The sequence below is a fragment of the Microvirgula aerodenitrificans DSM 15089 genome (assembly GCF_000620105.1).
GTDB lineage: Bacteria > Pseudomonadota > Gammaproteobacteria > Burkholderiales > Aquaspirillaceae > Microvirgula > Microvirgula aerodenitrificans.
Map to the genome: position 1 here is coordinate 13,732 of NZ_JHVK01000021.1, position 19,330 is coordinate 33,061.

Annotated in this window: 19 protein-coding genes; 15 read left to right on the forward strand and 4 right to left on the reverse strand. The window is 65.4% G+C overall.

Annotated features, from left to right (window positions below):
- Positions 1-32: 32 nt before the first annotated feature.
- From hpnD to radA, 5 genes are read left to right on the forward strand one after another with little or no spacing between them, the layout of a single operon-like run.
- Positions 33-869, forward strand: a complete 837-nt coding sequence (gene hpnD, locus Q352_RS0115015) for a presqualene diphosphate synthase HpnD (RefSeq protein ID WP_028500049.1) — start codon at positions 33-35, stop codon at positions 867-869.
- Positions 854-2,167 carry a hydroxysqualene dehydroxylase HpnE gene (hpnE, locus tag Q352_RS0115020; RefSeq protein WP_028500050.1) on the forward strand — a complete coding sequence of 438 codons (1,314 nt, stop codon included), beginning with the start codon at positions 854-856 and terminating at the stop codon, positions 2,165-2,167. Before hpnD ends, hpnE begins: the two co-directional genes overlap by 16 nt.
- Entirely contained in the window at positions 2,164-2,907 is a 744-nt protein-coding gene (locus tag Q352_RS0115025; protein WP_028500051.1) for an SDR family oxidoreductase, read from the forward strand. The genes hpnE and Q352_RS0115025 overlap by 4 nt, the downstream gene beginning before the upstream one ends.
- A 14-nt stretch (positions 2,908-2,921) precedes the next feature.
- Positions 2,922-3,419, forward strand: coding sequence for a hypothetical protein (locus tag Q352_RS21375; RefSeq protein WP_051529000.1), 498 nt, complete (start codon positions 2,922-2,924; stop codon positions 3,417-3,419).
- A 2-nt stretch (positions 3,420-3,421) separates the two neighbouring features.
- Entirely contained in the window at positions 3,422-4,777 is a 1,356-nt protein-coding gene (gene radA, locus Q352_RS0115035; RefSeq protein ID WP_028500052.1) for a DNA repair protein RadA, read from the forward strand.
- 9 nt (positions 4,778-4,786) lie between these two features.
- On the opposite strand, the gene Q352_RS0115040 is transcribed toward radA, so the two are convergent.
- A complete protein-coding gene (locus Q352_RS0115040) occupies positions 4,787-5,131 on the reverse strand; it encodes a DUF2325 domain-containing protein (RefSeq protein WP_028500053.1) in 345 nt (114 codons plus the stop codon).
- Positions 5,132-5,327: 196 nt separating this feature from the next.
- Here Q352_RS0115040 and Q352_RS0115045 point away from each other — a divergent pair, with 196 nt between their 5' ends.
- From Q352_RS0115045 to Q352_RS0115055, 3 genes are all read left to right on the forward strand, one after another.
- Positions 5,328-6,323, forward strand: a complete 996-nt coding sequence (locus Q352_RS0115045; RefSeq protein ID WP_199489736.1) for a Fe(3+) ABC transporter substrate-binding protein — start codon at positions 5,328-5,330, stop codon at positions 6,321-6,323.
- A 72-nt stretch (positions 6,324-6,395) separates the two neighbouring features.
- Positions 6,396-8,039, forward strand: coding sequence for an ABC transporter permease (locus Q352_RS21380; RefSeq protein ID WP_051529001.1), 1,644 nt, complete (start codon positions 6,396-6,398; stop codon positions 8,037-8,039).
- A complete protein-coding gene (locus tag Q352_RS0115055) occupies positions 8,032-9,096 on the forward strand; it encodes an ABC transporter ATP-binding protein (RefSeq protein ID WP_036386556.1) in 1,065 nt (354 codons plus the stop codon). Before Q352_RS21380 ends, Q352_RS0115055 begins: the two co-directional genes overlap by 8 nt.
- Positions 9,097-9,123: 27 nt before the next feature.
- Here the strand turns inward: Q352_RS0115055 and Q352_RS21385 are convergent, their stop codons facing one another.
- A complete protein-coding gene (locus Q352_RS21385) occupies positions 9,124-10,530 on the reverse strand; it encodes a sigma-54 dependent transcriptional regulator (protein ID WP_051529002.1) in 1,407 nt (468 codons plus the stop codon).
- A gap of 480 nt (positions 10,531-11,010) precedes the next feature.
- Between Q352_RS21385 and Q352_RS0115065 the strand changes: the two genes are divergently transcribed.
- The 5 genes from Q352_RS0115065 to Q352_RS0115085 all read left to right on the forward strand — a co-directional run bounded on the left by Q352_RS0115065 (position 11,011) and on the right by Q352_RS0115085 (position 15,321).
- On the forward strand, positions 11,011-12,012 hold the full coding sequence (locus Q352_RS0115065) for a hypothetical protein (protein ID WP_028500056.1): 1,002 nt from the start codon (positions 11,011-11,013) through the stop codon (positions 12,010-12,012).
- Between the two features lie 75 nt (positions 12,013-12,087).
- On the forward strand, positions 12,088-12,456 hold the full coding sequence (locus tag Q352_RS21390) for a hypothetical protein (protein ID WP_036386559.1): 369 nt from the start codon (positions 12,088-12,090) through the stop codon (positions 12,454-12,456).
- 11 nt (positions 12,457-12,467) lie between these two features.
- On the forward strand, positions 12,468-13,163 hold the full coding sequence (locus tag Q352_RS21395) for a C39 family peptidase (protein ID WP_051529003.1): 696 nt from the start codon (positions 12,468-12,470) through the stop codon (positions 13,161-13,163).
- An 11-nt stretch (positions 13,164-13,174) separates the two neighbouring features.
- Positions 13,175-13,681 (forward strand): hypothetical protein, encoded by a 507-nt coding sequence (locus Q352_RS0115080; RefSeq protein ID WP_146745009.1) that lies wholly within the window; start codon positions 13,175-13,177, stop codon positions 13,679-13,681.
- 218 nt (positions 13,682-13,899) lie between these two features.
- Entirely contained in the window at positions 13,900-15,321 is a 1,422-nt protein-coding gene (locus Q352_RS0115085) for a hypothetical protein (RefSeq protein ID WP_028500058.1), read from the forward strand.
- On the opposite strand, the gene rph is transcribed toward Q352_RS0115085, so the two are convergent.
- Positions 15,318-16,040 (reverse strand): ribonuclease PH, encoded by a 723-nt coding sequence (gene rph, locus Q352_RS0115090; RefSeq protein ID WP_028500059.1) that lies wholly within the window; start codon positions 16,038-16,040, stop codon positions 15,318-15,320. The two genes, Q352_RS0115085 and rph, sit on opposite strands and share 4 nt — an antisense overlap.
- Before the next feature lie 120 nt (positions 16,041-16,160).
- On the opposite strand from rph, the gene Q352_RS0115095 reads away from it, so the two are divergent.
- Positions 16,161-17,963, forward strand: a complete 1,803-nt coding sequence (locus Q352_RS0115095; RefSeq protein ID WP_084300262.1) for a GGDEF domain-containing protein — start codon at positions 16,161-16,163, stop codon at positions 17,961-17,963.
- Between the two features lie 57 nt (positions 17,964-18,020).
- Here the strand turns inward: Q352_RS0115095 and Q352_RS0115100 are convergent, their stop codons facing one another.
- Complete coding sequence (locus Q352_RS0115100; RefSeq protein WP_028500061.1) at positions 18,021-18,230, reverse strand: YMGG-like glycine zipper-containing protein; 210 nt, start codon at positions 18,228-18,230, stop codon at positions 18,021-18,023.
- 251 nt (positions 18,231-18,481) lie between these two features.
- Between Q352_RS0115100 and Q352_RS0115105 the strand changes: the two genes are divergently transcribed.
- Positions 18,482-19,141, forward strand: coding sequence for a cytochrome b/b6 domain-containing protein (locus Q352_RS0115105; protein ID WP_028500062.1), 660 nt, complete (start codon positions 18,482-18,484; stop codon positions 19,139-19,141).
- Positions 19,142-19,330: the final 189 nt, after the last annotated feature.

Here is a 19,330-nt window from a genome sequence, read left to right on the forward strand (position 1 = left end):
TCGGCAATGAACACATTCAGGGGGAGGGCGGCGTGACGCCGGACCAGTATTGCGAAGACAAGGCCGCGAAAAGCGGTTCCAGTTTCTACTACAGCTTCCGCTTCCTGTCCGATGACAGGCGGCGGGCGATTACCGCCCTGTACGCGTTTTGTCGCGAGGTCGACGATGTGGTCGACGAAACCCGCGAAGAACAGGTGGCGCGGATGACGCTGAACTGGTGGCGCGGCGAACTGGCCGCGCTGTACGCCGGGGCGCCGACGCATCCGGTGACCCGGGCGCTGCAGCCACACGTGCAGGCCATGGATCTGCCGCAGGGGCTGTTCGGCGAGATTATCGACGGCATGGAAATGGATCTGGACCAGGCGCGCTACGCGACCTTTGCCGATCTGCAGCGCTACTGTCACCGCGTGGCCGGCGTGGTCGGGCAGTTGTCGGCGCGGATTTTCGGCCATACCGATCCGCGCACGCTCGACTATGCACATGATCTCGGCATCGCTTTCCAGCTGACCAATATCGTCCGCGACGTGGGCGAGGATGCCCGGCGCGGCCGCATCTACCTGCCGGTCGACGAACTGCAGCGCTTCGGGGTGCCGGCGGCCGATGTGCTCGCCTATCGCGAAAGCGAGGCATTCGGCCGGCTGATGACCTTCCAGATCGAGCGGGCCGAGCAGTGGTACGCACAGGCGCTGGCACAGCTGCCGGCTGCCGACCGCAAGTCGCAGCGGGTCGGGCTGGCGATGGCGGCCATCTACCGGGCGACACTGGACGAAATCCGTCGTGACGGCCCGGCCAGGGTCCTGAACCAGCACCTGTCGCTGACCCCGCTGCGCAAGCTGTGGCTGGCCTGGAAAACATGGACCTTCGGCTGAAGCCGGCGCAGGTCGCCGTGATCGGCGCCGGCTATGCCGGCATTGCCGCTGCTGTCGAACTGGCGCGACGGGATCACCGGGTCACGCTGTTCGAGGCCGGCCGGGTGGCCGGTGGCCGTGCGCGGCGGCTGGGGCAGGCACCGCACGGGCTGGACAATGGCCAGCACCTGCTGCTCGGCGCCTACCGCGAGACACTGGCGCTGATGCGGTCGGTCGGCGCCGATCCGGACCGGCTGCTGCTGCGGCATCCGCTGGCGCTGGACGTGGCCGGCGGTGTCGGCCTGCGCCTGCCTGCGTGGCCGGCGCCGCTGCACGTGCTGGCCGGGCTGGCGACCGCGACCGGGCTCGACCGGTCGGCGCGCGCGCGTCTGCTGGCTGCCATGCTGCGGCTGCAGCTGGCGCGCTTTCGTGTGCCGGCCGGCATGACCGTCGCCGCCTGGCTGGCGGCGACCGGGCAGGGGCCGGCGCTGGTCGACGGCTTCTGGACCCCGCTGGTGCTGGCCGCCATGAACACGCCGCCGGCAAAGGCCGACATGCAGATTCTGGCCAACGTGCTGCGCGACAGCCTTGCCGCCGGCCGCGCCGCCAGCGACCTGCTGATTCCGCGTACCGACCTGTCCGCGCTGCTGCCGGAACCGGCCATCGCCTGGCTGGGCGCACGCGGGCATGCATACCGGCCCGGCTGCCGGGTGCAGCGTATCGTGCCGGTCGACGCGGGAGTCGATGTCGACGGCCAGCATTTCGATGGTTGCGTGCTGGCCACGGCGCCACAGCATCTGTCTGCGCTGCTGCCGGCCGACCGGTCATTCGACGATCTGCGATCCAGGGTCAATTCCATCGCTTTTCAGCCGATATACACCGTGTACTTGCGTGCACGGACCGGTGCCCGTTTGCCGCTCCCGATGATGGGGCTGGCTGGCGGCATTGCCCAGTGGGTGTTTGATCGCGGACAATTCAGCGATCAGGAAGACCTGTTTGCGGTCGTCATCAGTGGCCCCGGCGCTCACGAAGCGTGGGATCATGCTGAAATCGGCCAGCGGGTCGCCGCAGAACTGGCGCAGCAATGGCCGCAGCTCGATGGGGTGGAAGTGTTGAAAGTGATTGCCGAGAGGCGGGCGACTTTCAGTTGCGAGGCCGGCATGCAGCGGCTTCGGACCGACACGCCGCACGCGCGCCTGCGGCTTGCCGGCGACGGTGTACAAAATGAATATCCGGCCACGATCGAGGGTGCGGTTCGCAGCGGATTGACCGCCGCGCGCGCGCTGGACGCGGGCCTCAAACAAGAAAACCGGACATGAACGACTACCTTCCCCAAGCCGACGAACTCAAAGACCGCGTCATTCTGGTCACCGGGGCGACCCAGGGCATAGGCCGGGCCGTGGCGATGGACTTCGCCAGCCGTGGCGCGACCATCGTGCTGCTGGCGCGCGGCGCGCGTCGACTCGAGGCGGTCTATGACGAAATCGTCGCCGCCGGCTACCCGGAACCGGCTGCCATCCCGCTCGACCTGCTGACGACCACCGATGAGCAGTTCGAGCAGCTGGCGCTGCAGATCTACAAGACCGTCGGCCGGCTCGACGGCATCGTCCATTGCGCGGCGCACATGTATGCGCTGTCGCCGCTGAAGGACCAGCGCATCGAGGAATGGGTGAACCAGTTCCGCATCAATACCGTGGCGCCGTTTGCCCTGACGCGTGCCTGCCTGCCCCTGCTGACCCGTTCGCCGGATGCGGCGGTGGTCTTTGTCGGCGAAACCCACGGCCTGAAAGCATCGCCGTACTGGGGCGCGTTCTCGGTGTCCAAGAGCGGGCTGTCGCATCTGACCCGCATTGCCGCCGACGAGTGGGACATGCATCCGAACCTGCGCGTGAACCTGCTGGTGCCGGGCCCGGTCAACTCGCCACAGCGCGTGCGGACCCATCCGGGGCAGGCAAAGAGCGAACTGCCGAATATTGAAACGCTGCTGCCGGCGTTCTGCTACTGGAGCGGTCCGGCCAGTCAGGGACGCAGCGGCGAAGTCGTCGAACTCAATTCTTGAACGGACCCCAACTCATGCGCGCTCTCATTGTGCTTGCCCTGACCCTGGCAACGACCGGCTGCAACTGGATTGGCAATGTCAGTGGTCTGAACCGTGATGCCAACAAGGCGATCGGTGCCGGCTGCCGGCAGACTGGCCGCTCGCTGGAAGAATGCTATCAGCGCAATACGGACGCGGACCGTGCGCAGGTGTACGCGGGCTGGAAGGAAATGAACGAGTACATGGCCAAGAACCAGCTGCCGACCCTGACGCCGCCGCCCCCGCCGGTACCGGCGGCCGACAAGGCCGGAGCCGGCAAGAAGCCGGAAACGCTGAAGCCGGCCCGGAGCGAGCCGCTGGACCCGGAAGTGGAAAAGCTGATGAAGGTGATCGAGGCGACCAATGCGTCCGATCACATGCCGACCCGGCGCCAGAATGTGGCTGACGCGTCCGAGCGACTGATTCCGACCCTGCGCAAGACGGCCGACGAAGAAGCCCGCCGCTCGTCGCCGGTACCGCCGGCCGCCCACTGAGCATGGCCCGCGCAAAAGCGGCCTATGTCTGCGGTGACTGCGGTGCGACTTCGCCGAAATGGCAGGGACAGTGCCCGGGCTGCGGCGCCTGGAACTCGCTGACCGAAACCGTGATCGAGCCGGCGAAGCCGGGCGGTCGCTACGAAGCGCTGTCGGTCACGTCCTCGGTGCAGACCCTGGCCGACGTGCAGGCGGAGGAAGCGCCGCGCACGCCGACCGGCATCGAGGAACTCGACCGGGTGCTCGGCGGCGGGCTGGTACATGGTGCGGTGGTGCTGATCGGCGGTGATCCGGGTATCGGCAAGTCGACCCTGCTGCTGCAGGCGCTGGCCACGATCGGACTCAGTCGCAAGGTCCTGTATGTGACCGGCGAGGAATCCGCCGCCCAGGTGGCGCTGCGCGCGTCGCGGCTGGCGGTCGATGCATCGGCGGTGCGCCTGCTGGCGGAAATCCGCCTCGACCAGATCATTGCCACGCTGAAGCATGAAGCACCGGATGTGGCGGTCATCGACTCGATCCAGACCGTCTACGCCGATGCGCTGAATTCGGCGCCGGGCTCGGTCGCCCAGGTGCGCGAGTGTGCGGCCCAGCTGACCCGCGTGGCCAAGCAGACCGGCATCACCATCGTCATGGTCGGACACGTGACCAAGGAAGGCGCGCTGGCCGGGCCCCGCGTGCTGGAGCATATCGTCGACTCGGTGCTGTATTTCGAGGGCGACACCCATTCCAGCTTCCGCATGATCCGCGCGATCAAGAACCGCTTTGGCGCCGTCAACGAGCTGGGCGTGTTCGCAATGACCGATCGCGGCCTGCGCGGAGTCAGCAATCCGTCGGCGATTTTCCTGTCCAGCCGCCGTGATGACGTGCCGGGCTCCTGCGTGCTGGTGACCCAGGAAGGGACCCGACCGCTGCTGGTCGAGATACAGGCACTGGTCGACGACACCCACGCACCGCAGCCGCGCCGGCTGACGGTGGGGCTGGAGCAGAACCGGCTAGCGATGCTGCTGGCGGTACTGCACCGGCATGCCGGCATTGCCTGCTTTGACCAGGATGTGTTCGTCAATGCGGTGGGCGGCGTCAAGATTGCCGAGCCGGCGGCCGACCTGGCCGTGCTGCTCGCCATCGTGTCGTCTTTGCGCAACAAGCCGTTGCCGGACAAGCTGGTGGTGTTCGGCGAGGTGGGGCTGGGGGGCGAGGTCCGGCCGGTGCAGCGCGGGCAGGAGCGGCTCAGGGAAGCGGCGAAACTGGGCTTCGCGCGGGCGATCGTGCCACTGGCCAACCGGCCGAAGCAGCCGGTGGAAGGCATGGAGATCATCGCCGTGGAACGCCTGGAGCAGGCGGTGGACGCCTGCCGCTGACCGCGTTGCTCAAACGCGTTTCAGCGGGCGGACGCTGCCGCAGGGGGTGTCGCAGCCGCTGCAGGTCTGCAGGCCCACGGCCGACAGCGCCTGCTTCAGCGCGCAGGTTGAGCGGCGACAAGCCACGAAGCGGACGTCGCGGCTGGCGGCCAGCGAGCGGAAGTGCTTCATCACGTTGTGCCCCAGAAAATCGGTGAACAGGATCAGCAGGTCGGTGTCTGCCGGCAGCGTGTTGGACTTGCGCTGGTGGGCGCTGTTGCGGCCACTGACATGACGGTGAATGGAAATGCCGAATTCGTTCAGGACGTTCGGAATGTTGCCCAGGGTATCGGCACCAACCAGCATCGCGTTCATGGTCTGTCTCCTGTTCAGGGGATAGCGTGGGTTAATCTGGATAATTGAGAATTATTATCAGCTATACCGGACCGGATCTGTCAAGCTGTAAATGAGAACTGTTTTCAACATTGACACGGGCACGTGCCAAGAATCCGTTAAGAATCGACAAGTAAGGTGAGTTTCATTCTCACTTCCCCGATCGACTGAAGGATTCATGATGAAAAAATTCGCCCTGGCCGCGGTGGCTCTGTCCACCCTGACTGCGCTGGCGCACGCCGAGGCCGTGACCGTGTACACCGCCCGCAACGAGCAGCTCATCAAGCCCCTGTTCGATGCCTACACCAGGGAGACCGGGGTCGAGGTCAGGTTCGTCACCGACAAGGAAGGTCCGCTGATGGAGCGGCTGAAGGCCGAGGGCAAAAACACGCCGGCCGACATGCTGATGACGGTCGATGCCGGCAACCTGTGGCAGGCCGCGCATGAAGGCCTGCTGAAGCCGGTCGCATCGAAGACGCTGGACGCCAATGTGCCGGCCCACCTGCGTGATCCGAAGGGGCAGTGGTACGGGCTGTCGGTGCGCGCCCGCACCATGTTCTACAACACGCAGAAGGTGAAGCCGGCCGACCTGTCGACCTACGAGAACCTGGCCGATCCGAAGTGGAAGGGCCGGCTGTGCCTGCGCACGTCGAAGAAGGTCTACAACCAGTCGCTGGTGGCGACGATGATCGCCGAACACGGTGCGGCCAGGACCGAGAAGATCGTCAGGGGCTGGGTGGCCAACCTGGCCACGGCGCCGTTCCCGGACGACACCAGGATGCTGGAGGCGATTGCGGCCGGCCAGTGTGATGTCGGCATTGCCAACACCTACTACTACGGCCGTCTGATGGAGAAGCAGCCCAGGCTGCCGCTGGGCCTCTTCTGGGCCAACCAGAAGACCTCCGGCACCCACGTGAACGTGTCCGGTGCTGGCGTGACTGCACATGCGAAGAACGAGAAGGGTGCGCTGAAGCTGCTCGAATGGCTGTCCGGCCCGCAGGCGCAGAACCTGTACGCCGACAAGAACATGGAATACCCGGTCAACCCGAAGGTGAAGCCGGACCCGGCCGTGGCCGCCTGGGGCGATTTCAAGCACAACTACGTGAATGTGTCCAAGGCCGGTGAGCTGCAGGCCGAGGCGGTCAAGCTGATGGATCGTGCCGGGTATCGCTGATTCATTTTCTGCCTGATTCCCGAAACCGCCCCCGGGCGGTTTTTCCCGTTCCCGCTTGTCTGAATCGATCCGATGCCGTTCTCCTTTTCCGTCCGGCGCTGGCAGTGGCTGGCCGGGCTGCTGTCGCTGGTCACGCTGCTGCCCCTCGCCGTGATCCTGTCGTCGTTTACCACCATCGACCGGGACATCTGGTCGCACCTTGGCGAGTTCGTGCTGCCGCGCCTGCTGGGCAATACCGCGATCCTGCTCGGCGGCGTCGGTGCCGGGGTGCTGCTGCTTGGCGTGCCGCTGGCATGGCTGGTGGCGGTGCACGATTTCCCCGGCCGGCGCTTCTTTGCCTGGGCGCTGATGCTGCCGATGGCGATGCCGGCCTATGTGCTGGCCTTCGCGATGGTCGGCCTGCTGGACTTTACCGGCCCGCTGCAGACGCAGCTGCGCGAGCTGGCCGGCGGTCCGGTCCGGTTTCCGCCGATCCGTTCCATCGGCGGCGTGGTGCTGGTCATGAGCCTGGCGCTGTACCCGTATGTGTACCTGCTGGCCCGCAATGCGTTCGCGACCCAGGGCCGGCGCGCGCTCGAGGCCGCCGCTTCGCTGGGACTGGACCGCCGGCGCGGTTTCCGGCGCGTGGCGCTGCCGATGGCGCGGCCGTGGATCATTGGCGGGCTGTCGCTGGCGCTGATGGAAACACTGGCTGATTTCGGCACCGTGGCGGTGTTCAACGTCGATACCTTTACCACCGCCATCTACAAGGCGTGGTTTTCGCTGTTTTCGCTGTCGTCCGCCGCGCAACTGGCATCACTGCTGATTCTGGCGGTGTTTCTGCTGGTCTGGCTCGAACAGCATGCACGCGGCCGGCGCGCCTATGCCGCGCGCGCGGCGACACCGCTGCGCCGCCTCCGGCTGGGCGGTGCACGCGGCTGGGGGGCGGCGCTGTGGGCCGGCACGGTACTGGGCGTCGCCTTTGTCGTGCCGTTCGTGCAATTGCTGCTGTGGGCGTACGAGGTCGCCGCCGCTGACCTCGATGCCCGTTACTGGCAGTTCACGCTGAATTCAGTCGTGCTGGCCGGGCTCGGCGCGACCATGGTGCTGCTGCTGGCCCTGCTGCTCGGTTATGCGCAGCGTCGCGACCGCAGCTGGCCGACCCGGTTGCTGGTGCGGCTGGCCACGCTTGGTTATGCGGTGCCGGGCACGGTGCTCGCGGTCGGCGTGTTCGTGCCGGTTGCCTGGCTGGACAATGTGCTGATCGATCACGTCCCGGCGCTGGCCGGGCAGACGGCCGTGTTCAAGGGCACGCTGGTGGTGATGCTGCTGGCACTGGCGGCACGCTTTTGCGCGGTCGGCTTCTCGCCGGTGGAAAGCGCGTTCCAGCGCGTGCCGCCCAGCCAGGAAGAGTCTGCCCGCCTGCTTGGCGTGCGCGGGATGGCGCTGTTCCGGCGGCTGTATCTGCCGCAATTGTCCGGCGGCGTACTGGTTGCGCTGCTGATGGTGTTCGTCGACATCATGAAGGAAATGCCGATCACGCTGATGACGAGGCCATTTGGCTGGGACACGCTGGCGGTGCGGGTATTCGAGATGACCAGTGAAGGGGAATGGGAGCGGGCCGCATTGCCGTCCGTTGCCATTGTGCTGGTGGGGCTGGCGCCGGTGTTGTTGCTGGCCAGGGAACGGCTGCTGCAGGGCAGCCGTCCGGACAAGGGGAATGAATCACATGAATGAGACAGACGCATTGCCGCTGCTCGACGTCGATCGACTCAGCGTGCGCTATGGTGACGCCCCGGTGGTTGACCGGCTGTCGTTTTCGCTGGCTGCCGGCGAGATCGGCTGCCTGCTCGGGGCGTCCGGCTGCGGCAAGACCACGGTGCTGCGCGCCATTGCCGGCTTTGAACCGCTGTCGGCCGGCGAGATCCGGGTCGACGGGACGGTTTTTTCCCGGGCCGGCTACCAGATGGCCGCGCACCGGCGCGGCATCGGCATGGTGTTCCAGGACTATGCGCTGTTTCCGCACCTGACCGTGGCCGGCAATGTCGGCTTCGGCCTGGAGGCGCTGGCCGACGGCGCGCGCCGGGAGCGGGTGGCCGGCCTGCTGGAGCTGGTCGGCCTGGCCGGGCGCGACGCGGTCTATCCGCACGAACTGTCCGGTGGACAGCAGCAGCGGGTGGCCCTGGCGCGTGCGCTGGCGCCGCGGCCCCGCCTGCTGCTGCTGGACGAACCGTTTTCCAATCTGGACGTGATGCTGCGCGAAACCCTGGGTCAGGAGGTGCGGCAGATCCTCAAGCGCGAGAACGTGGCTGCGGTGCTGGTCACGCATGACCAGCGCGAGGCTTTTGCCATTGCCGATCGGGTCGGGGTGATGCGCGGCGGCAGGATTGAACAATGGGCCACGCCGTATGCGCTGTACCACGAGCCGGCCACGCGCTTTGTCGCCGATTTCGTCGGCGAGGGCGCACTGCTGGCCGGGGTGATGGCGGCGGATGGCCGGGTTGATGTTGGCGATGGCATCGACTGCCACGGCAGCGAGGCGCTGCCGGCCGGTGCCGCGGTCGATGTGCTGTTGCGTCCGGATGACGTGGTGATCGATCCGGCGGCCGCGCTGCGGGCGGAAGTGGTGTCGCGGGTATTCCGCGGGGCCGAGTTCCTGTACGCGCTGCGCCTGCCTTCCGGACGGGAACTGCTGTCGCTGATGCCGAGCCATGCCCGCCACGAGCCGGGCGAGCAGGTCGGCTTCCGGCTCGATGTCCAGGGTGTGGCCCTGTTTCCGCGCACCGGGGAATGATGTCTCAGCGCTGACACAGCCGCCGTTTCAGCCCGGAACCGATGCCCCCTTGTCGGCGTCGATATCGGCCTCGTCGTCGGGATCATCGCCGGTGCCGAGCTGGTGCTTGTCCAGCAGCCGGTACAGCGTGGCGCGGGAAATGCCCAGGTTCTGCGCCGCGAGCGAATAGTTGTAACGGCACAGCGTCAGCGTCCGCTGCAGCGCGCCGCGTTCGGCCAGACCCCGGACCTCGTCCAGGGTCTGCCAGGCAATTTCCGGCACGATCTTGTCGTCGATGCCCATGTCCAGCGGCGTGACCTGGCGGCCGGCCGACATGACCGCCCCCTGATAGACCCGGTTCTGCAGCTCGCGCACATTGCCGGGCCAGGTGTAGCGCTGCATCGCCGTCAGTGCTTCGCTGGCAAAGCGCTTGGGCGGCAGTTTCTGCCGGGCAACACAGCTGGTCAGAAAGCGTTCGGCCAGCGGGATGATGTCTTCCTGCCGTTCGCGCAGCGGCGGAATGCGCAGATTGCAGACGTTCAGCCGATAGAACAGGTCGTCGCGGAAGTTGCCGGCGGCAATGGCCAGCGGCAGGTTGACGTGGGTGGCGGAGATGACGCGCACATCGACTTCCTTGCTGACGGCGGAACCGACCCGCTCGATCGTGCCTTCCTGCAGAAAGCGCAACAGGTTGGCCTGCAGGTCGCGCGCCAGGTCACCAATCTCGTCGAGAAACAGGGTGCCGGTATCGGCGGCCTCGATGCGGCCGATCTTGCGCTGGTTGGCGCCGGTAAAGGCGCCGCGCTCATAACCGAACAGCTCGGACTGGATCAGCGTGCCGGGAATGGCTGCGCAGTTGACTGCGACGAACGGGCCGCCCTTGCGCGGTGACATCTCGTGCAGCAGCCGGGCCACCATCTCCTTGCCGGTCCCCGACTCGCCGGTGATCATCGCGCTGATGCCGGTCGAGGCGACTTTGCGGATATCGTCCTTCAGCTTGCGCATATTGGCGCACTGACCGATGAAATCGGCGTATTCGAGCGTCTGCGGCTCGACCTGCTCCCCCCCGTTCTGGTTCAGCAGCGCCCGGCCATAGGCCCGGCCCAGGGTGACCAGCAGGCGTTCGGGATCATAGGGCAGGGTGTGGTAATCGTAGAACCACTCGTACAGCAGTGTCTGCCAGGCCGGCAGGTCGATCAGCCGGCGCGGTACTGCCGCAATCCAGTCGATCTGCGTTTCCGCCAGCGCCGCGCGCAGCGGTGGCGCCAGGTGGTGACCGGTCAGCGTGTCATCCAGGCGGAACAGGCCGACTGCCGGTTTGAACTGCCTGCACACCTGGGCCAGCCGGTCCGGGTGGTTCTCCGTCTGGACTTCCCAGCCGTGCTTTTTCAGCAGGGTGGCGATACGGGTTGTTTCCGCACAAGCATTGGCTATGAGGATGCGTTTTTTCTGCACTTTCTTTTACCCCTGTGTACCGCATGGTGACCTTCTTTCGCGGCCCCCCTCACGGATATAAGGGATAGAAGGCATTCCCGCCTGCAATTTGTCTCGTCATTGAGACAGACGGTCAGGAATGACGAGCGGCAATGGCGCTTTCCGCCTGTCGGTCCGGCACGGCAAACGCGCTGGACATTTGGCGTTTTCTGTACATCCAGAATATGCGAGGGGCAATAAAACCGGGCATGTCGTCAGGTGAGCGGCCGATTGTGCCAACGGCAGGTGAAGGCGGGGGGCGGCCCGCGCGGCGAACTGACTCAGAATCGAGACACTGCCAGTGACGGGCGGTACCGGTTTTTTTTCATGTTTTTCATTTTTAAATTAAAACCGTTAAAAAACAACGCATTAACAGATTTTTACATGTAGGCATGACTCTTGCCATCCTGGTGACGTTCCCGCTTGGGGACGCAATGCAATTCGACTCACCAGGAGAAGGTAATGAAGAAACTCGCTCTCGCCGCCGCCATCGCCATGGCATTTGCCGCCCCGGCCGCCCTGGCCGCCGTTACCGTGGACGGCAATGCGCTGGCCGGTGGCTCTGCCGCAACCGGCGGCAGTACGGCCAATACGGATTCCGGGAATACGATCAATCACAGCAGCGCGTCCAGCAGTTCCGACAGCTCGACCACCACCAGGGTCGGCGCGTCCAAGGGCGGGGTGGCCGCAAACGGCGGCAATGCGACCGCCGATTCGGGCAACACCAGCAACTCCGGCAACACCTCGACCAAGACCAGTACCTATACCGACAGCTCGACCACCACCAGGGTCGGTGCGTCCAAGGGCGGGGTGGCGGCCAACGGTGGCAATGCGACGGCCGATTCGGGCAATACCAGCGATTCGGGCAATACGTCGACCAGGACCAACTCGTCGGTCAACACCTCTGCCTCCAAGGGCGGTGCTGCTGCCAACGGCGGCAATGCGACGGCCGATTCGGGCAATACCAGCGATTCGGGCAATACCTCGACCAGGACCAGCGTCAGCGCGTCCAAGGGCGGGGTGGCGTCCAATGGCGGCAATGCGACGGCGGACTCGAACAACACGTCGACCAGGACCACGGTCAGCGCCAGCAAGGGTGGCAATGCGGCCAATGACGGCAGCAACGCCTATTCCGACTCCAACAACACCAGCAACCTGGCACTGTCGACGACCCGCAATACGACCAAGGACTCGTACAACACGACGACGACGACCGACAGCCACAACAAGACCTACACCAACACCTGGATTGCCACCGACCTGAGCGCGGCGACGTCCAATGTGTCGGTGTCGGGCACCGGCTTCCACAGCACGGGTGTGCCTTCCATGCTGACCGGCAACAACAGCATCGACCAGGGCGCGTTCGGCAGCACGGCCGGCATCGCCCAGGTGTCGCTGAACTCCGGCCTCAGTGCCGTGGTGCAGCAGTCGGTGAATGTGCTGGCGCCGGTGACGGCGAAGTGATTGCGCTTGTTCCATGAAGTGAAAAAGGTATCGGGCACCCGTTGCCCGATACCTGCATGCAGAAAGGAACAGGCAATGAACCGAATATTCAAGACGCTTCCGGTTGCGCTCGCCTTGCTCGGGGCGGCGGCCCGGGCCGAACCGCCTGCACCACCACCGGCCGATGCACAGCAGGTGGTGCTGCATGGTGCAACCATGCTTGCGGACCTGGGCGGTCAGGCCGGGCAGGCGGCCAACCGGGCAGACATGATCAGCTTTGTCGGCCAGCGTGCCGATCTGGAGGCCAGTGTCGGCAACGGCACCTTCAACGGCGTGAGCACCGGGGTGAACCTGATGGCCGGGGGCGCGCTGTCCGGCCTGAACGGCATCGGCACCGTAGTGCAGAACTCCGGCAACCAGGTGGTGATACAGAACTCCACCATTCTCAACGTCTCCCTGTTCTGAAGGAGCGATGTGTGAACCTGCATCCGCTTCTGCTGTGCGCCGCCCTGGCGGCGCCTTTTTTCCCGTTGCCGGCGCAGGCCGACGACATGGGGGCGCCGCTGGGCAGCCTTGGCGTGTTCCACGTCAGGGTGGAAAGCCTGAAGGAGCGGGCATTCCGCTCGACCGTGCGGCAGCGCTATGACTTCAGTTGCGGGTCGGCGGCGCTGGCGACGCTGCTGAACTTCCACTACGGCACGCCGACGCGGGAAGAAGACACGTTCGCCGCCATGTACCGCACCGGCGACCAGGCGAAGATCCAGCGCGTCGGCTTTTCCATGGCGGACATGAAACGCTATCTGGATGCGCGAGGTTTTCAGGCCAACGGTTTCAAGGTCGGGCTGGATGACTTTGCCCAGGCCGGCATCCCTGCCATCGTGCTGATCAACAACGGTGGCTACCGGCATTTCGTCGTGGTCAAGGGGATCAGCGCCAGCCGGGTGCTGATCGGTGATCCGGCGCTGGGCACGCGCACCCTGACCCGGCCCGAGTTCGAGGCGAACTGGGGCGGAGTGGTGTTCGTGATCCTGAACCGGAAGGAACAGGGGCAGCGCAGCTTCAACCGCGACCCCGAATGGCGGGTCCGGGAACCGGCGCCGCTGTCGGCCGCGCGCTACGACCCCGCGTTCGCCAATGTGACCTGGCTGCGACCGCCCGCCACGGATTTCTGAATGGAGACGACATGAAACGGATTTTGTGGATGGCGCTGTGCTGTCTGCCGCTGTCCCCGGCACTGGCGGCAGCACCGGCGCCGGCTGACGACACGGTGGTGCTCGCCCGTGGCGAGGCGGTACCGATGCCGGAGCTCGACACCCTGCGCGGCGGCTATGCCGTGCCGGGCGGGACGGTCATGTCATTCGGCATCAGCCAGGCGGTGTATATCGATGGCCAGCTGGCGAGCCTGCAGAGCCTGAATATTGCCGATGTCGGCAAGGCCGTGTCGCAGGCCGGTGCGGTCAGTGCCGGGCTGACGTCGCTGGCGCTGTCCGGTGGTTCGCTGTCGACCGGCATGACCAATGTGGTGCAGAGCATGCTGCCGACCGTGGTGACGGTGCAGAACAGCGTCGACGGCCGGCTGATCCAGACCCTGACCACACTGAACCTGTCTGCTCCGAGCCTGAGCGCATTCAATGCACTGCAACTGGGGCGGAATCTCCAGCAGGCCACGCTGGGATCGGTGCTGCGCTGAGGCATTGCCGTCATCAGGCTGTCGTCATGTTTGTCTTTTCGTGCCAGGCAGATTGCCGTTTATCGGCAACATCGCATGCCTCGCACCCGGTTAACGCATCCGGCATTGGCTATCGCGCTGTCCTCACCTTTAATGGAATCACCCGCAAACGGTCCCGCTGGCGGCCCAGCCTTCCTGGCCTGCGGTGATTCCGGTCATGAACCGGCGAAAGGGAACTCGTGCCAGCAAAACGGAAAACCCTCTACCTGGCGATCGCGGGGCTGCTGGTCTCGGCGTCGGCGCAGTCGGCCACCCCCCCGAAAAAGACCGCGAACAGCAGCCTGGAAGCGCGGCTCAACGCCATGCAGAAACAACTCGACGACTGGCAGTCCTATCGTCGCAATACGGAACAGCAACTGGCCGATCAGCGCCAGCGCATTCAGGAGCTGGAGTCCCGGCTCAATGTGCAGCCGTCCGGGGCGGTCGCTGCCGCCGTGCCGGCACCGAATGTCAGCGCCAGCCCGGGCGGTCCGGTGGTTACGCCGGCACCGGATGCGATCGGCGCCACGGTAGCCAGCGCTTCGCCGCCGGCGCCCGATGTGACGGCCAGCCCCGGCGGCGCCGAAGTGACGCCGGCCCGTCCGGCGATCACGTCCACGCCCTCGTCGACCAACCCGGCGACCGAGGCGCGCACCCAGGCCGTTGCCCAGAATCTCGATGTGCCCGGCGTGCTGACGCCGCGCGGCAGCTTCGTGTTCGAGCCGTCGCTGCAGTACACCTACACCAGTTCCGACCGTGTGGCCCTGATCGGCTACACCATCATCCCGGCCATCACTATCGGCCTGATCGATATCCGCCAGGTCAACCGTTCGGCCTTCGTGCTCGGCCTGACCGGCCGTTACGGCATCACCAACCGGCTGGAAATCGAAGGTCGCATACCGTACGTGTACCAGACTGAGGATTCGATCCAGCGCCCGCTGGCGACCGGCAGTTCGCACGACAGCGTGTTCAACACGACCGGCAATGGCATCGGCGACATGGAACTGGCGCTGCGCTACCAGTTGAACCAGCCGGTCGACGGCAGTCCGTATTACATCGGCAGTCTGCGGGTCAAGTCGACGACCGGCAAGGGGCCGTTCGATGTCAGCTATGTGACCGATACCACCAAGGGCATCGACTATCAGACCGAGCTGGCGACCGGTTCCGGCTTCTGGAGCTACCAGCTGGGGCTGTCGGCCATCCTGCCGTCCGATCCGGCCGTGTTCTTCGGCTCGGTGAATTACACCTGGAACCAGAAGACCAGCGTCAACCAGAACCGCTGCGTGCGCTACCGCAGCGACGCGAACGACACCTCGGTGTGCAGCGCCACCTATATCAAGGACTTCGACCCGGGCGACGTGATCGGCTTCAATATCGGCATGGGGATCGCCATCAACGACCGCTCGTCGTTCAGCCTTGCCTACGACCACAACGTGGTACTGAAGAGCAAGGTCAACGGCCAGACGCCCGAGGATGCGTACACCGCCCAGATCGGCATGCTGCAGCTCGGCTACGCCTACCGGCTGACCAAGTCGACAGCGGTCAACCTGACGCTTGGCGTGGGGGTGACCCGGGACTCGCCGGATGTCCAGCTGACGCTGCGCGCGCCGATTTCGTTCTAGCGCGGTGCCTGCAGGGCTTCGCGCTGCAGGGTGACGATCTCGCGGATGCCCTGTTCGGCCAGCGCCATCAGCCGGTCCATCTCGGCCCGCGAGAACGGGGCGCCTTCGGCCGTGCCCTGGATTTCGACAAAGCCACCGGCACCGGTCATGACGACATTCATGTCGGTGTCGCAGGCCGAGTCCTCTTCGTAATCGAGGTCGAGCACCGGCGTGCCGTCGACAATGCCGACCGACACGGCGGCGACGGCGTCACGCAGCGGGGAGGCTGTCAGTGCCCCCCTGGCGATCAGGCCGGCAATGGCATCCGCCAGCGCGACATAGGCGCCGGAGATGCTGGCGGTACGGGTGCCGCCATCGGCCTGGAGCACATCGCAGTCAATCAGGATCTGCCGTTCGCCGAGCGCGGCGAGATCGACCACGGCGCGCAGGCTGCGACCGATCAGGCGCTGGATTTCCTGGGTGCGGCCCGACTGCTTGCCGGCGGCCGCTTCGCGGCGCATGCGGGAATGGGTCGAACGGGGCAGCATGCCGTACTCGGCCGTGACCCAGCCGCGTCCCTTGCCCTTCAGGAAGCCCGGTACCGATTCCTCGACCGAGGCAGTGCACAGGACCCTGGTATCACCGAACTCGACCAGCACCGAGCCTTCGGCATGGCGGGTGTAGTGGCGGGTAAAGCGGATCGGGCGCAATGCCTCGGCCGTTCGTTGGGAGGGGCGCATGGGGGACATCCTTGGTTCTTTCGACAAGGCGGCATTGTAGCCCGGCGGGCGCATGTCATGCCGTCGTCACGCTCGGCTTATACAGTGCCGGCATTATCAAGAGGCGAGCGGATGGTGACGATGTCAAAGGCTTCCCTGGTGTCTTCTCCTGCGGACCGGTTGCCGGACTGGCTGGCGGGGGATGCGCTGTCGGCGGAATTGGGGGCCATTCTGCAGCACCGGCGCCTGACGGCCGTGTATCAACCGATCGTCGAGCTGGCTGACGGGCGGATCTTTGCGCATGAAGGACTGATCCGGGGGCCGGCGACCAGCGTGCTGGCCCAGCCGACCGACCTGTTCGCCGCGGCGGAAACCGGCGGGCGCCTGCTTGAACTCGACCGGCTCTGCCTCGATGTCATGCTGGCCGGCGTGGCGGCCTGCGGCCGGACCGGAAAATGGTTCGTCAATGTCTGTCCGGACAGCATCCTCGCAGGACGCGGCAGGCCGGAAGCCTGCCTGCGCGCGCTGGCGGCCCGCGGCATGCGGCCGGAAGATATTGTCATAGAGTTGACCGAATCGCGCCCGTCCGGTCACTATGATCATTTGCGCAGCCAGTTGCGTCGCTATCGCGACATGGGCTTCGGGCTTGCCCTCGATGACCTCGGCGAGGGCTTTTCCAGCCTGCGCCTGTGGGCTGAATTGCAGCCCGATTTCGTCAAACTGGACAAATTCTTTGTCCGCGGCATTCATCAGGACCCGGTCCGGCAGCGCTTTGCCGCCGCGGTGGCCGACATTGCCGCAGCAACCGGCGCGCGCGTCATTGCCGAGGGCATCGAAACCTTCGACGAGCTGGAACCGCTGTACCGCTACGGTATCGGGCTGGGCCAGGGCTATCTGTTTGGCCGGCCCGAAGCCGTTCCGCTCGGCGCCATCGAACGGGAGACCAGAGACCGTATGACCACCTATGCTCCGATGACCGCTTCGCCCGCGCGGGCCACGGCCGGGGAACTGCTGATCGAAGTCCCGACCCTGCCACCCGCCGCACTGAACGAGCAGGCCTATCAGCTGTTCAACGCCGACAGCGACTGCTTTGCCATTCCGGTGGTCGATGGCGGCCAGCCGGTTGGCCTGCTGCGTCGCCACCATGTGCTGGAGACCTTTGCCAGGCCATTCAGCCGCGAGCTGTACAGCAAGAAATCCTGCATGCAGATGATGGACGCCGACCCGCTGGTGGTCGATCGTCGCATGAGCCTTGAGGCCCTGTCGGCGCGCGTGGTCGCCGCCGACCGGCGCTACCTGGTCGACGGTTTCATCATCACCGACGAAGGCCGCTATCTGGGCATGGGCACCGGCTTCGACCTGATGCGGCGCATGACCGAAATGCAGATCTCGGCCGCACGCTATGCGAACCCGCTGACCGGCCTGCCCGGCAATGTGCCGATCAACGAAACCATCGACCAGTTGCTGGCCGACAATGCCCGCTTCGTCATTGCCTATTGCGATCTCGACCACTTCAAGCCGTTCAACGACCTGTACGGCTATCACAAGGGTGACGAACTGATCCAGCTGGCCGGCAGCACGCTGGTGGAGGCCGCTGATGGCCGCTGCGATTTTGTCGGCCATATCGGCGGCGACGATTTCATCATGCTGATGCGCAGTGTCGACTGGCAGCCCCGGCTGGAACGGGTGCTGGTCGCGTTCGACGACGGTGCCCGGGCCTTTTTCAGGCCGGGCCATCGCGAGGCCGGGGGCTATGTGCTGCCGGGCCGGACCGGCGATGCGGCGTTCTTCCCGCTGACCTGCATGTCGATCGGTGCGGTCAAGGTCGAACCGGGCCAGTATGCGAGCCACCACGAGCTGTCGGCTGCCGCCGCCGATGCCAAGCATATCGCCAAGAAGACCCCCGGACGCAGCCTGTTCGTCGAGCGCCGCGTGCCGGCCTGAATGCACGATGCCGGCTTGCGCCGGCATCGTGGGGGGCGGTGCGCCTGCTGGCGCGAACTATCGCCGGGTGGTCTCGTGGCCGATCACGCCGCCGATGGCGGCACCGCCCAGCGTGCCGACCGTGCTGCCGCCAGTCAGCACCGCGCCGGCCACGCCACCGATCGCTGCCCCTGCCGCCGTATTGCGCTGACGCTTGTTCATGTCGGCGCAGCCGGTACTCAGAATGGCAGCAAGCAGCAAGGTAATCGGAATCAGGGTGCGTTTCATGACAGGGTTCTCCTTGGTATTTCCTAATGGCAATGGCGTTATATTTACCAGCAATCACGACGATTCCCAATGCTGGCCGGCGACAAACCTGTAAACAAGTGTTTTGAACTGTAAATACCCCGCCCGCACGGCATGATTGATGACGTAATCATGACCGTTCGCCGGGAAAATGAAAAAACGGAATCATCTGGCGTTAAAGCATCTGGAATAAAATGTGTCATCTATCGTTTTAATCGAACCGAGGAGAGCTTATGTCGGTCCTGGTCAGAATCTGGGATGTGCCAACCCGTCTGTTCCACTGGTCGCTGGTCGTGCTGTTCTGTGCCATGTGGTTTACCGGTACACAGGGCGGCGAATGGCTGCAGTACCACATCTGGGCCGGCTACGGCATCGCCACCCTGGTGCTGTTCCGGCTGATCTGGGGCCTGCTGGGCAGCCAGACCTCGCGCTTCACATTCTTCATCCGCGGTCCGCGCGCCATCATCGGCTATCTGCGCGGCACGCTGCCCGAAGAGCAGGTGCCGGGCCACAACCCGCTGGGCGCGCTGATGGTGCTGCTGATGCTGGCGCTGCTGGCGACCCAGATCACCCTGGGTTTCTTTGCCGCCGACGTCGACAGCTATTCGTATGACGGCCCGCTGGCCCATCTGATCGACAGCGATCTGGCCGAGAGCATCACCGGCTGGCACAAACTGCTGTTCAACGTGCTGCTGGGCGCCGTCGGGCTGCACCTGAGCGCAATCGCGTTCTATGCGCTGGCCAGGAAGCGCAACCTGGTCCGGCCGATGCTGACCGGTGACCAGCGCTTCGAGCGTGAAGTCGGCAAGCTGGAATTCATCCCGACCGTGATCGCCATGGTGACGCTGGTGGTGTCGGCCGGTGCGATCTATACGCTGGTGACGCGCTTGTAAGCACTGCCGGAGCGAAGCGGACGACACGGACCACTTATCCCGGTAAGCGGTCCGTTTTTCATGGATAAAACGTGCAAGCCGCCTGATGCAGGCCGGTGCCCGGACCGGCCGGCTGTCGTGTTTTGGCAACAGCAGGCCGGGGCGACCGCAGGGCCGGGAACGGCAAAAAGGCCGGCGCTGTCCAGGTTT